Annotated in this window: 15 protein-coding genes; 6 read left to right on the forward strand and 9 right to left on the reverse strand. The window is 49.1% G+C overall.

Annotated features, from left to right (window positions below):
* Positions 1 to 34 precede the first annotated feature (34 nt).
* Both NWF04_07350 and NWF04_07355 read left to right on the forward strand, forming a co-directional pair.
* Positions 35 to 991 (forward strand): elongation factor Tu, encoded by a 957-nt coding sequence (locus tag NWF04_07350; protein ID MCW4006392.1) that lies wholly within the window; start codon positions 35 to 37, stop codon positions 989 to 991.
* 93 nt (positions 992 to 1,084) lie between these two features.
* Complete coding sequence (locus NWF04_07355; GenBank protein MCW4006393.1) at positions 1,085 to 1,858, forward strand: hypothetical protein; 774 nt, start codon at positions 1,085 to 1,087, stop codon at positions 1,856 to 1,858.
* Between the two features lie 8 nt (positions 1,859 to 1,866).
* On the opposite strand, the gene NWF04_07360 is transcribed toward NWF04_07355, so the two are convergent.
* Positions 1,867 to 2,760 carry a hypothetical protein gene (locus NWF04_07360; GenBank protein MCW4006394.1) on the reverse strand — a complete coding sequence of 298 codons (894 nt, stop codon included), beginning with the start codon at positions 2,758 to 2,760 and terminating at the stop codon, positions 1,867 to 1,869.
* A gap of 191 nt (positions 2,761 to 2,951) precedes the next feature.
* Between NWF04_07360 and NWF04_07365 the strand changes: the two genes are divergently transcribed.
* Both NWF04_07365 and NWF04_07370 read left to right on the forward strand, forming a co-directional pair.
* Positions 2,952 to 3,179: a hypothetical protein gene (locus NWF04_07365; GenBank protein MCW4006395.1), complete on the forward strand. Its 228-nt coding sequence runs from the start codon at positions 2,952 to 2,954 to the stop codon at positions 3,177 to 3,179.
* 12 nt (positions 3,180 to 3,191) lie between these two features.
* A complete protein-coding gene (locus NWF04_07370) occupies positions 3,192 to 4,931 on the forward strand; it encodes a glycosyltransferase family 39 protein (GenBank protein ID MCW4006396.1) in 1,740 nt (579 codons plus the stop codon).
* Here the strand turns inward: NWF04_07370 and NWF04_07375 are convergent.
* The 4 genes from NWF04_07375 to NWF04_07390 form a co-directional block, all read right to left on the reverse strand.
* Positions 4,928 to 5,377, reverse strand: a complete 450-nt coding sequence (locus tag NWF04_07375) for a DNA-binding protein (protein ID MCW4006397.1) — start codon at positions 5,375 to 5,377, stop codon at positions 4,928 to 4,930. The genes NWF04_07370 and NWF04_07375 overlap by 4 nt on opposite strands.
* Before the next feature lie 60 nt (positions 5,378 to 5,437).
* Positions 5,438 to 6,541: a DNA polymerase IV gene (gene dinB, locus NWF04_07380; protein ID MCW4006398.1), complete on the reverse strand. Its 1,104-nt coding sequence runs from the start codon at positions 6,539 to 6,541 to the stop codon at positions 5,438 to 5,440.
* Between the two features lie 5 nt (positions 6,542 to 6,546).
* Positions 6,547 to 7,416 (reverse strand): radical SAM protein, encoded by an 870-nt coding sequence (locus NWF04_07385; GenBank protein ID MCW4006399.1) that lies wholly within the window; start codon positions 7,414 to 7,416, stop codon positions 6,547 to 6,549.
* A gap of 77 nt (positions 7,417 to 7,493) precedes the next feature.
* Entirely contained in the window at positions 7,494 to 8,090 is a 597-nt protein-coding gene (locus NWF04_07390) for a thymidylate synthase (GenBank protein ID MCW4006400.1), read from the reverse strand.
* 294 nt (positions 8,091 to 8,384) lie between these two features.
* On the opposite strand from NWF04_07390, the gene NWF04_07395 reads away from it, so the two are divergent.
* Positions 8,385 to 8,951, forward strand: a complete 567-nt coding sequence (locus NWF04_07395) for a hypothetical protein (GenBank protein MCW4006401.1) — start codon at positions 8,385 to 8,387, stop codon at positions 8,949 to 8,951.
* 47 nt (positions 8,952 to 8,998) lie between these two features.
* Here NWF04_07395 and thsB read toward each other — a convergent pair whose 3' ends face one another.
* The 4 genes from thsB to NWF04_07415 form a co-directional block, all read right to left on the reverse strand.
* Positions 8,999 to 10,672, reverse strand: a complete 1,674-nt coding sequence (gene thsB, locus NWF04_07400) for a thermosome subunit beta (protein MCW4006402.1) — start codon at positions 10,670 to 10,672, stop codon at positions 8,999 to 9,001.
* A gap of 156 nt (positions 10,673 to 10,828) precedes the next feature.
* Entirely contained in the window at positions 10,829 to 11,911 is a 1,083-nt protein-coding gene (locus NWF04_07405; protein ID MCW4006403.1) for an L-threonylcarbamoyladenylate synthase, read from the reverse strand.
* A gap of 46 nt (positions 11,912 to 11,957) precedes the next feature.
* Complete coding sequence (locus NWF04_07410; protein MCW4006404.1) at positions 11,958 to 12,446, reverse strand: GNAT family N-acetyltransferase; 489 nt, start codon at positions 12,444 to 12,446, stop codon at positions 11,958 to 11,960.
* 17 nt (positions 12,447 to 12,463) lie between these two features.
* Positions 12,464 to 12,841: a hypothetical protein gene (locus NWF04_07415; protein MCW4006405.1), complete on the reverse strand. Its 378-nt coding sequence runs from the start codon at positions 12,839 to 12,841 to the stop codon at positions 12,464 to 12,466.
* Between the two features lie 47 nt (positions 12,842 to 12,888).
* Here NWF04_07415 and NWF04_07420 point away from each other — a divergent pair, with 47 nt between their 5' ends.
* On the forward strand, positions 12,889 to 13,215 hold the full coding sequence (locus NWF04_07420; GenBank protein ID MCW4006406.1) for a hypothetical protein: 327 nt from the start codon (positions 12,889 to 12,891) through the stop codon (positions 13,213 to 13,215).
* The last annotated feature ends 113 nt before the right edge of the window (positions 13,216 to 13,328 follow it).

Genomic DNA, 13,328 nt, shown 5'->3' on the forward strand with positions numbered 1-13,328 from the left:
TGAATCGGTTTGCTTTGTTTGTGAGGAGTAGATTATGGGTAATTTGATGGTTGCGGTTGTGGGTGCTCAAGGCTACAGTGGCAGTTTGGCGAAGAAAGGAACCTCCACCGACATTACATTGTATAATTTGAAGCGGGGGGAGGATACGGTGACGTTGGTTGAGCCTGCAAGGTATCCTGAAAGGTTGGCGCCGTTGTTTTTTGCTGCTTCTGAAGCTCAAAGCGCAGTTGTGGTTGTGGATGAGTTAAACGCTGCGTTGGGTGAGAGTTTGGTTATGCTTCAGTGCTGCGGCATACGAAGCGGTTACTTTGTTCTTCGCAACTATGTACCCCAAGAGAAGATTTTGCCGCTCATAAAAGGCACCAGCTTGGAAAATTTCGAGTTCGTCGCCGATGACCCAAACGTGCTACGTGAAAAACTTTTGACAGACGCCACAAAGCAGCAAAGCGAGCAGGCATCATTTGGGACAGTCCCTGTTGATCACGCTTTCAACGTCAAAGGCATAGGAACCGTCGCTTTGGGTGTAGTCATAAAAGGCGCAGTAGCAAAGCATGATGCCCTCAAAGCCCTGCCCGGAGTTAAGACGGCGCAGGTGCGTTCGATTCAAAAGCATGACGACGATTTTGACGCCGCCATAGAGAACGACCGCGTTGGGTTGGCGCTTAAAAACGTCGCCGTGGATGACCTTGACCGCGGCACCGTCCTAAGCAACGACCCCAACATCAAAGCGTCCAAGCAGCTAAAGGCGCAGGCAACCTTGGTCAAGTACTGGAACACGCCCATGAAAGCAGGCATGGTAGTTCACGTGGGGCATTGGATGCAGTTTCTTAACAGCAAAATCGAAGAAGCCACCGAAGAAAACGACCACCGCAAACCCACTTTGACGCTGTCGCTAGAAAAAGAGCTAGTGTACTGCGCAGGTGACAAAGCGGTGCTGATGTATTTGGAGGGCGGCAAGCTTCGCGTGGCAGGAACCTTGGAGCTAACCTAACCGCCTTAGGGCGCGGGTTGATTAGATTTTGATAAGTGGTTTAGTCAAATAGGCTTAAATTATGTGGGCGCTGCCCCTATTTTGGTGTCTGGTTTGGGCGTTGAAAACGAAGCCTTGCTTGATGTTTTGAAGCACCCTATTCGCCGCAAAACCATCATAGCACTGAGCAAAACGCATAGCCTGTCTTATACGGAGTTGATGAAGCAAACCCAAGCCGCAAACACAGGCAAACTCAACTACCACCTAAAAATCCTCGCCGACCTAATAGAAAAAGACCAAAACGGAAAATACCACCTAACCCAAAAAGGACAAAACGCCGCCCAACTTCTCACCGCCGCAAACAAGAAAACCAACACCGCAGCCCTGCGCACTTCTGATGCTGCGCTTATTGGCTTTGCAGGGTTTGTTTTGACCGTTGCAAATCCTGGGTTTTGGGGCTTTGCCGTAGCGGCGTGGTTGGGCGTGGAGTCTTTGGAGTTGTTTTCTGCCCTAAACATTGTAATGGCAGCGTTTGGGTTGGTTGTTCCAGGCGCGTTAATGTGGTTTTTGTCGGCTAGGCGGGCGGGTTCTCACAAGTTCTATGAGTTGCTCAAGGCACCGTTGTTGATGGTTCCTATAGCAGCGGCGTTGCTTTTGGTTATGGTTCTGCTCCACGCGCCCGTGGGGGTGCAAGTTGCCATTCCTCTTAGCCAAGCCACAGTTTCACACACAGCAGCCGCAGATGGTCCCACGGTTTCTATGTCTCAGTTTGGGTTTTCTTTGCTTTCCACGTCCTTGCTTGCCGTTGTGGTGGCGGGTATGGCGTTTTCGTTTGTAGGAGTCACTCTTGCCGAATGTGCCAGACGCCTAAAAAAGAAGGTTTTCTAAAAAGAGGGTTAGGTGTTGTTGTTTGTTTTGTCGTGGAGCATTAGGGGTAATCCTATGAGGGGAAGCGCCATTGCCCAGAGGTCGACGTTGTGTCCTAGGAACCATGCGTACCAGTCGCTCCAGCCGCCTACGGTTCCAAGGTATGCCCACATGATGTAGAGCCCCAAGAAGTAGGTGCCCATTAACGTGACGATTGCGCCGACTGTTTGCAGGTTAAGTTTGGATATGCTGGGGAGGTGGCTGTTTTTTCGGGTGAAATAAGCGGCGTATACCCCAAGCGCGAGCAAGCCTACTGAGGTTACTATGAAGCTTAGGATGTTGGCGGGGTAAGCCAGCATGTAATCAAGACCTTTTTGCATGATGGCGAAGACCCAGTTGCAGGTGTTGTTTAGCCAGAAAACAAAGATGTATACGGTTCCTGCGGTTAGTGCCCATTTGATTGCGCCTGTTGTGGGTTTGTTTGGGTTTAACTCCAAGAACAGTTTAGCTAAAACTATGGGAATTAGTATGGATTCGATTAGGCAGGGCAGTCCGGTTTCTATGAAGAAGCCTATGCCGTAGAATGTGTCAAAGCTTATGGTACCCCAGATGCCAGAGGGGAAAAGCACTGCAAAGTTGACGGCTTCTAACAGGATTATCCAGCGCAGCGACATCAACGCTTCAGGTCGGGAGAGGTCATGTCGGAACAGGTAGAACAGGATGGTGATTACGGCTATGAAGCCTGCGGCGGTTCGAAAACCTAGTCCGATGACGCCTGCGGTGTCGGTTAGTTCAATCCAGAACATGTTGTGTCCGATGTTGAAGGCGGCTTTGGCGAATTCGTAGAGGGAAAACAAGAACCATGACAGGGCAACGAGTAGTAATCCGAGTTTAAGCGGCATCGTAAAATGTTCTTTGGACATGTCTTAGACTCCACAAGATAGCAAGCAACAGTTGCTATTTTAAGTATATTATGTTTGTTCATTTCCGCGCTGACCAAAAGGGGCGGCGTTTACGTTTTAGGGGGCGGATTGGATGTAAAGGGGAGTTGGGTTAGGTTTAAATGGGGCAGGTGGAGAATAGGAGTTTAGGGTTTCAAGGAGAGTGTAATGAATTGCAGTTGAAAACTCGGCAGTTAAGGCAGTTTTTGCTTGTAGCTGAGGGTGTCGGCGCAGTTTTTATGGGGCTTTTTCTGGCGGCGTACTGGCTAGGTATTCCAACTAACGTGGTTTACCATTCTGACCCCGTGCTTCGGTTGGCTTTGCAGGGTCTTGGCGGCTTGTTGCTTGTTTTGGTACTGGCTGGACTTGTTCTCTTCTTGATTGCACACAAAAACGCTTAGACAGGCGATTCTATGGGTTTCCCCCAAACCGTGAAAGCTATCCAGCAACACATGACAAATAAGCATTCACGAAAAGACGAACTGAAAACAAAACTTTTCCTGCTAATAGCATGGTGCAGACTCAAACTCAGCGACAAATGGCGCCTAGCGTTCATAGGATTCATCCTTACATACATGGTTTTTCTGCTCTGGGATTTATCGTACATGTCTATTCGGTGGGATGAAGTAAACCACCTCAACAGCGGCTTGCTTTTAAGCACGGGACAGTTCACGTCGTACCTCACCGAAGGCGGCTTCTATCCGCCCCTTTTTGACCTTGTAACCACGGTTTTTTTCAAGGTAATAGGTGCAAGCGTGTTTAACGGCAGATTAGTGTCCCTCATGTTCTCGGTGCTCTCGCTTTGGGCAGTCTTTGAATTTGGCTACAAACTCTACGACGCAAAAATCGCCCTAACCGCCAGCGTCCTACTCGCCGTCATGCCCGCCTACATCTGGCTCTCGCGCATGACCATGATAGAAACCATGCTTATCTTCTTCTTCACCGTCTCGGCGCTCCTGTTTTTCATGTGGCTACACAACGACCAACGCAAATACCTACTGTGGAGCGGCATAACATTGGGGCTGGGCGTGTTAGCCAAATACCAAACCGTCATAGTCGCCGCGATAATGCTTTTGGGGCTTCTGTTTCTGTGCAGGGGCTACTTGAAAGAGCGGCTGCCTAAATTTGCGTTTTTGCTAGTGGTGGCAGTTTTGGTTTTTGTGCCTTGGATAGTAGCCGCATATCAGGTTTACGCGTCAGGCATGCTCGAAACGTGGCTCTACGCCATGAACATTGGAAACCCCGAAAAAACCCTCTACAGCCTCGGATTTAACAGCATAGGCATCAACAGGTTCCCCCACATATTCATCTCCATACCCCCGTGGCTACAGGTGCCGCTGTTCTACTTTTTCGAGATGACCTCACCCTACGCTGACATCCACCCTGTCTCGTTCTTCTTGTACGCGTTAGGGATAGGCGGCTTGGTCTTGTTTGCTTGGAGACGAAAACCCCTCGACAAGTATTTGCTTATCTGGTTTGTGGTAGTGTACGTGTTTTTCACGGTAATCCCCAACAGGCACTGGCGCTACATCGTTCCCGTCTTCCCCGTTTTGGCGTTCGCAGCAGCTAGCCTAATTTCTTCAGGGCTTAGCACTATGAGGAAAATCTGGGCAAACAAGCACCTAAGCATGAGCGAGAAACGTTTCTCCCAGTTTTGTGCGTGCATCCTAATCGGGTTTGTTGCGTTAGGTGCATATTATAACGTCCAAGACACGCAGGTCTGGCTATCAAAAGACCGCGTCCACATACCCATCCAAGAAGCCTCTGAATTCGCCGCAACCATCGTGGAGCCCGAAGACGCCATTGTAGTTATGTGTACGCAGAACTTCTTTAGTCAAGACATGGTACGGTTCTACCTAAACGCGCAGGGCAAATACAACAAAGTCCTAAACTACCCCTATCAGCCCGTCGACACCTACACACCCGACTTTGACATAGAAGAATTCATCAACCTATGCAAACAAAACAACGTCAAATACGTCTTCACCTACGAATACAGCGGCGACGAACCCTACTTCAACAGCACCCTAAGCCTGCAAGGCGTCTTCCAAATGCTCTACGACTCAGGCAACTTTAGCCGACTACTGCAAAACAACACCTACGCCTTCGGATACTACCCAAGAAGAATCTTTATACTAACTTTTCTTGGCTAATCCTTGACCTCAAGCAACTCAAAACCCGTTTTCTCATCCAACACGCGCTTAGCCGATGTCTCCGCCAATTCAAGCAGTATGACCTCGCCAATTAGCCAAACATCTATTCCCCTGCGCGTGCATCCTGTAGTTACGGTTTCGCCGCGTCCAAAACTTGCGTGCATATGCAATGTGGGTTTGCCGTCAGGGTTGGAGAAGAGGGTGCCTACGCCGCAGACTTCATGCGCGCCACACAGCAGCCTAACCATGGGGTCAGGGGGAAGCTCATCGTCGTTTTTGGGACCAACCACCACGCAACTCTTGTCCTTGATGCCGCCAACCAAAAAACAAACCCCACTACGAACACGGTTTTCCTTGGCAAAACGTTCAACAGCATCTGGCAAACGGTCACCATCGTGCAGTCGTAAAACAAAAATTCGCCCAAGCTTAGCTTCAGTAAACTCCATGACCAAACAGCCTCACCAATCATAGAGCATGCAGGGTATAAAAACGGTTTCAAACCGCAGTCAGGGGTTTTGGAAGAAGCTGGTTAACTGTTTTTGCTCTTTTTCTTCTTTGCTAAACCCCGCAATTTTTACTCCGACCCTGCGCAGCTCCAGCGTGGATTCGTTTAGGAATTTTTGCGTGAGGTCGTGTACGTGGTTTTGGATGGTTTGTTTGTCTTTGGCGGGTTTCTCAAGCGTGACAGAGCGGGTTTTGGTGCTCAGATTCACAAGTATTGCAAGGATGGCAACTTGTTTGTAGCTCATGTTCTTTGGGGCAAATTCAGCGTAGATTTCGTCGATGAGCTGATTGGTTTTCTCCAAAATGACCTCTAAGTCGCGGGTGTTCTCTTTTAAGGTGGCGATGCGGCTTATGGATTCGGCTTCCCCTGCTTCCTTCACAGGGTCATTGTCTACGCCGTTTGCGGCGTTATGGAAGTACACGCCCAAGGTTTTGCCAAAAACCTCCACCAGACGCTGCACACTAAACCCCGCTAAATCTCCCACAGTTTTGATGCCCAAAGCCGCCATCTTTGCGCTGGTTTTCTTCCCTACCCCCAACAGTTTGCCAACAGCCAACGGAGCCAAAAACTCCTTCACCTGCGCGGGTCGAACAACAGTGACGCCGTCGGGCTTGTTGATGTCGGATGCGATTTTTGCAACCAGCTTGTTAGGGGCAACGCCAACCGAAAACGTCACGCCTACCTCTTGTTTCACCGCCTGCTTCATCTGCGCAACCAACGCCTCCGCCGCCTCAAAATCGCCGCCAAGCTTTTTGGTAACCTCCAAGTACGCCTCGTCAATACCCACCTGCTCAAACACATCCGCAAACCCACGTAGCAGCTCCATTATTTTGTCGGAGAGTTTCTGGTAATAATCGTAATCCACAGACAAGAAAACCGCGTCTACTCCTTCAAGGCGCTTTTTAGCTAAGAACAAGGGCAGTCCTGATTTAACATCGTATTGCCTGGCGAGGTAGTTGGAGGTGCTTACTGCGCCGCTGTCTTGTGTGCGTCCGCTGTACACGCCCACCACCACAGGCTTACCCTTCAACTCAGGATTATGAAGCTCCTCACACTGAGCAAAAAAGTAATCCAAATCAACCAACATCACAACACGCCCATCCACCGCAGTCACCTCTTCTCCTCTTTGTTAAGCAACCATGAACCGTCACATGCTGCCGTGTTTAGCTTGGGTAAGCCTTCCCTGCACACCCCAAACTGCATCCCCTGCGCCACAGCTAAATCGCGTACCCGCTTGAGCATTTTGAAGCGCAACTCTTTGGCCAGCAACGTGTTCCCTGCTTGGCGTTCGCCTTGCTCGAAGTAAAGCGGCTGGAGTTTTTCTGCGATTTGAGGCAGAGCTTTGGTTAGGCGGCGCCAGTTGTCGGGTTTGGCTTTGTAGGTTGAACTGGTTACATGTTTGACACCCATGCCTGCAAGCTCAGCGATAAGCGCTTTGGGGTCATCGTTCACGTAGGGTATTATGGGGTCTATGCGCACGCAAACTGGAATATCCGCAGACGTTAAGTCTTGAGCGGCTCTAAGGCGCTCCTTCACACTGGGCGCAAAAGGCTCCAGCAACTGGGCAACCTGCTCATCCAACGTGGTTATAGTCAGCGCAACTGTTGAGGGCACCTTGCTTAGGAGGTCGTCGTCGCGGACAACAAGGTTTGATTTGGTGATTACTTGAATTTTGCAGTTGCTCTCCACGAGGATTTCGAGGCATTGGCGGGTTAAGCCCAAGTTTGCTTCCATGCGCGGGTACGGGTCAGAAGAGTTGCTTATAGAAACAGTTTCGCCAACAAGTTTGGCAGCTTCGCGCCTGAGCTTTGCTACGAGTTCTTTTTTGGGTCTGCAATCAGAGAAGTTTGGGATATAACTTGACGCGTAACAGTAAAGGCACTGGTGGTCACAGCCGCTATACGGGTTCATAGTCAACTTGGGCGGACAAGTGCACAGGCTATTCTTCCACGGGTCAAAACCAGAAATCAAAGGCGCCACAACAAACCACCACAAACAACAAGAACAAAAGCAGCGGGCAAACAAAAACATTAGCCACAAAAAAGCAACTTCGCGGCTTAATTTTCTTCAGCGGCTTTCTGCAGGGTCTGGGCTAGGCGGGGTTTTTTTGTGGTTTGGGGGGAGAGCATTTCTTGCACGAGTTTGTATTGGCGTTGGTAGATGTGGCAGTTTTTGCTGTGGAAAATCAGCTTGCCGGTTTCGAGGTTGAGGTTGCTACGGCTGTTGATTTCTGAGACAAACGCTTCGTTGAATAGTTGGAGCCCTGCGATGTTGGCGGGTAGTCCTGCGTAGGCGTCCCAGCTGCGAAAGTAGCAGGTGAGATGCATTTTGCCCTCCAAGATTTCGGTGTCGATTAGGCTTAGGCACGGGGGTTCAGATTTTTTGTGTTGTTTACCGAATTTGAGGATATCCTCCGGCAGGCGTATGACCATGGTGACTTGCCGGTCTTGTTGTTCTTCAACGTAGCGTTGCACTGCCTGCTCGATTTGGTTAATTGGGTGATTGAGCCTGCTTCCGTAGGTGTAGGTTTCTTCGTCTTGCTTTTCGCCACACCACAAATACTCCAACGCGTAACCCTGCACGTACTTAAAATCACAAGGCGCCTTATCACTAACCAAAGGACGATTCTCAGGATGCGCAATCTCAATGGACAAATTCAGCTTCCTAGTCTCCGTTTCTTCCGAACCAAACCCAACCCTGAAAACATCGCCCTCACGCCAAATACAGCTCAAAGCCTGAAACCAAGCATCAGAACAATCAAACGCCGAAATCTTCACATGCCTCACAACAACACCTCAAACAAAACAGGACACACAAAACCTACTCTACCCTTAGAGGATATAAAACTGTTCTCAATCCACAAAATACACCCGCACAGCCAACAAAACCAAAAACACTAGAAAAACCATTCACAAAAGAGATATACCTTCACAATCAGACAAAGTATTATGTCAAAACCGCTAACACTCATCACAAATAGAGACGAAAGTAAAAGGGCTCAAGAATTGTTGCTAAAAAAACTCGAGGAGAAGCAGGATAAAGAAGGGTATAACATCAAAATTAGGCATAGAGGAAGAATGCAAAAAAGAACAGTTCATTGGAGCACAAAACTAGGCATTTGGTGGGCACAAAACGATGATCATGACAACCGATTTTGGAACGCATTTGGAGTAGGAGAACCAAAGTGGAACAAGAAATCCAGTCTTAGTATTGTTTGCGAAATTAATCCACCCAGAGAGGGAATTAATGGAAGCAGTGGGGGCGCTTTTGCTAAAGAGGAAGACGAAAGGTATCTTCTTCACCGAGGAAGAATCGGAGGAGGCAAGACGAGAATAACTAAAGAACGCTTTCAAGAAGAGTTTAAAGAAGCCCTAGTAAGAATTGAAGGCGAAGAAAAGCCGCTTGCGGTTGTATCGTCTTTTAATGATTCTAAATTTGCTGAAAACATCGCGGCTTTTGTGAAGAAGGTTTACGGAATCAAAGAGAAACTATCTCAAGAAAACCGAGAAAACTAAACGCGTTTTTGAGAACAAAAAGAAAGAAAAGAAAGGTTTTTGGAGGCTTAGTAGGGCATACCGCCCATGCCACCCATACCGCCCATGCCTGGTGGCATTCCGCCCATTCCGCCTGGGGGCATTGGTGGGGCTCCGCCGCCTGTGCCTTTGATGCTGATGAGGTCGTCGATTTTGAGGATCATGTTGGCTGCTTCGGTTGCGGATTTGATGACTTGCTGTTTGACGCGTAAGGGTTCGAGGACGAGCATGTCGAGCATGTTGACGATGTCGCCCGTGTTGATGTCGATGCCAAAGTATTTGTTGTCGGCGTTTTCGTGTTTGGAGCGTAGGGCAACCATGATGTCGATGGGGTCTAATCCTGCGTTTTCGGATAGGGTTAGGGGTATGGCTTCGACTGCTTCGGCGAATGCTTCAACGGCTAGTTGTTCGCGTCCGCCCACGCTTACTGCAAAGGCGCGTAGGTGTTTGGCGAGTTCTGCTTCGGGTGCGCCGCCGCCTGCGACGATTTTGCCGTCTTCTACGGCGTTGCGTATGACGCATAGGGCGTCGTGTAGGCTGCGTTCGGCTTCGTCTATGACGTGGTCGGTTCCGCCGCGTATGACTACGGTTACGGCTTTGGGGTTTTTGCAGTCGCGGATGTAGATTAGTTTGTCATCGCCGATTTTGACTTCTTCAACAGTTTTGGCTTCGCCTAATGCGTCTGCAGAGAGGTCTTTTACGTTTGCGACGATTTTTGCGCCTGTAGCTCGGCTGAGTTTTTCCATGTCGCTGCTGCTGACGCTTTTGACGGTTAACACGCCTGCTTTGCCAAGGAAGTGTAGTGCCATGTCGTCGATGCCTTTTTCGCAGAAGACAACGTTTGCGCCTGCTTTGGTGACGCTGGTTGTCATTTCTTTGAGCATGCGTTCTTCTTCGTCTAGGAAAAGTTTCATTTGATCGGGGCTTTCGATGTTGATTTTGGCGTCGAACTCGGTTTTCTCGATTTCTAATTTGGCGTTTAGTAGTGCGATTTTGGCGCCTTCGACGAGTTTGGGCATTTGGCTGCTGGCGACTTCTTTGTCGATTACCATGCCTTTAACGAGTTCGGTTTCGTCTAGGCTTTGACCGTGTTTTTTGACGATTTTGATAAGGTCAATGTCTGCTTTGAGGGAGCCGTCTTGGTCTTCAGAGACTTGTTTGACGGCGTCTACGCTGATTTTGGCGAAAAGCTCTTTGGCTGAGGAGATGCCTTTGCTTGCCAGAGTGGTCAGAGCTAAATCCTGCAGGGTCTTCTCGTCGGTTGTTGATACGGGAATTGCGAGTTGGTTTAGGATTTCTTGGGCTTTTTCGCTGGCTTTCTTAAAGCCTTCAATGATTACTGTTGGGTGAACGTTTTTGTCTAGCAGACCTTCAGCTTTTGCTAAGAGTTCTCCTGACAAAACCACGGCGGTTGTTGTTCCGTCGCCAACTTCGTTGTCCTGCGCCTTTGCAACTTCAACAAGCATCTTTGCTGCAGGGTGCTGTACATCAAGTTCTTTCATGATGGTTGCGCCGTCGTTGGTAATTGCCACGTCGCCAAAGCTGGTGACCATCATCTTGTCCATACCGCATGGACCCAAAGTGCTCTTCACGGTTTCAGCCACAATCTTTGCAGCCATGATGTTATTCTTCTGAGCTTCGCGCCCGGTTGAGCGCCCGGTACCTTCCTTCAATACTATAACTGGAACTCCACCTTGAGACATACATTTCACCAATTCTCTTGTTTACAACTGTTAAATTTAAGAACGGAAATGAGTGCTTGGGGATATAAATTTTTTCCCATCTACAAAAACCAAACGTTCCGCAAAGACACACTAAGAACCAAAAAAGGCAGAAGGGGTTTTGCTGTGTGCTGCGTGCTATGGGACGTCGGCTTGTTTTTTGACTTTTATAATGTTGTATCCTGCGGCTTTGCGTAGCCTATTCATAACGGCCAGACCTAGTCCTTCTGGGGGTATGCTTTCAGATATTATCACGTCTATATCTTCTTCATCGAATTCGCGCAGTTTCTTGAAAAGGTTAGCGGCTACGTCGTGCATTTTGCGGCGGCTGCCCAACGATTTAACTACGTCAGCTTCGTATGCCCACGCAGTTTCGCTAGTGGCTAGTACGCCGACTTTTTTGTTGTTGAGCCAGTAGATGCTTATGAGCTCTTTTACGGTGGACATAACGGGGGTGATTCCGCCTTCAACAAGGATGAGTTGGGCTTTGGGCGCGTAATGTTTATGCTTCATTCCTGGGGAGCGCGCTTGGTCTTCGGTTATTTGGGTTTGAGAAACCACAAACGGATGCACTGCCACTTCGCCTATTGCTTGCTGTAGTTCTTCAAGAGTTACTGCACCAGGACGCAAAAGCATCGGCGGCTCCACACTCACATCCAACACGGTAGATTCCACGCCAACCTCAGCGGCGCCGCCATCTAGCACGGCGTCTATGCGTCCAGCCAAGTCCTCCATGACATGCGCGGCGGTTGTGGGGCTGGGTTTTCCTGCCATGTTCGCGCTGGGAGCAGCTATGGGACAACCACACGCCTTGATAAGCGCCAACGCCACGGGGTTTTTGGGCATACGCACCGCCACGGTATCCAAACCCGCAGTGGTCACCTCAGGCACCACCGAAGAACGCTTAAAAACTAAGGTGAGGGGACCTGGCCAGAACTGCTGCATGAGTTTTTCTGCTTTTTCTGAAACCTGCACGGCGAGGCTGTGGACTGTTTGGGGGTCTGCTACGTGCACGATGGGGGGGTTGTCTTGGGGGCGTTTTTTTGCTTCAAACAACGCAGTGACTGCCTTGGGGTTTAGGGCGTCTGCGCCTAAGCCGTAGACGGTTTCGGTGGGGAAAGCAACTAAGCCGCCTGTTTTGATGATTTCTGCGGCGGTTTGGATTGTTTCTTTTTCGGGGTTGGCGGGGTTGATTTGCAGAGTCTGGGTTTGTTTTGTCACGGCTAATGTCCTCCACGAGTTGTTTGATAGTATAGGTCGCTGTGTTTTATGTGTTGAGTTTAAGAACAACCGAAGTTTCCACTTGACGCATTGTGATGCACCAGTACGTCTGCAAGATACGGTCTGTTTCTTGGCGCGAAGAAACCAGCACAAACCCGTTTTTCTCGTAAAACCTTGTTGCCCACCAAGCAGCCTCCCAAGTCCCCACAAAAACTATGGGCGTTTTCGCTAAACCTAAAAGGTACAGGAGCAGTTTTTTGCCTATGCCTTGTTTTTGGCGGCGGGTTAGCGTGTAGGCATGGCGAATTAACGTTACGTCTTTGAAGCGTTCGATGCCCATGACGGCGGTTATTTCGTTGTTTTCTTTGAAGCAGAAAAGCTCTACGCCGCGGGTGATTTCTGCTTTGAGTTCTTGGGGGGTCATGTAGGGTTCTCGCCAGCAGTCAGGTGGAATTACGCCTTTGTATGCTTGCGCTGCGTCATTAACCACGCCCAACACGGCTTCAAACTCGCTGGGCGAAACCTTGCAGATCATACCCGTCACGAACGAAACTATATTTTTTCGGCTTCTTTTGTTTCTGCCCCTTCAGGATGAAGCACTTTGTCAAGCAGATGCATAAAAAACGCTTGCGCCTGCTGCTCGCTTACCTTCTCTAAGTAAACTGAAACCACACCAATTTTCTTCTTCTTGGCTGCCACATGCTCGGCGAACATGCGTGCGGAAATTGCGTTGCGGTCACCAAAAAGAACTGATGAAGAAACCGAGCCTAAATCGTGGGGTTTAGGCACTGCAATAGCCATAGTTCCCATTTTGTCTTCATTTTCGCTAAGCAAAACTAGGCAACTGTTTTTTGCTTCAACATATACGGCTAAGAATTTGTGCCCTTGTTCGGTGAGTTCTTCTTTTATGACGTTTGCGCGTTTATCCAAAGTTTGTGTCTCCAAGTTTAGGTGCGTATGTATGTGTGGTAAGCGCTTTGAAAGTTAAAGGTTTTCTCAACAGCCAAAACAGCAGCGGGCGGATAACTTGCATATTTAGCGCAAACAACAAACGCATAGCTGCGATAGTTACTACGGTGTTTAAGGCAACGCCGCATATTGGGGTGCTGGGGCTTAACGTTTTCTGGATGTACCTTACACTGGGCAGCCGCGTACGTAAAACCAGAAAAGCCTTCAAACAGCAACTCACTGCAAAGGGCATGTCAGCACAAGACACCAAACGCCTAAGCGCCTGCTACGAAGACCTCAAAAACAACCTCACCGCAACCCTCAAACAAGGCATAACAAGTGCAATACCCCGCTAAACCCAAAGCAAACGCCTTTTTCCTTGTTTAACCAAGCAACAAAATGTCTTTTCTGCAAGCTAGTTGGTTTTGTTGTTTTGTGCTGTTGCATTTATAGCTTGGCAGTTTCACTA

The organism is Candidatus Bathyarchaeota archaeon, assembly GCA_026014465.1.
Lineage (GTDB): Archaea > Thermoproteota > Bathyarchaeia > Bathyarchaeales > Bathycorpusculaceae > JADGNF01.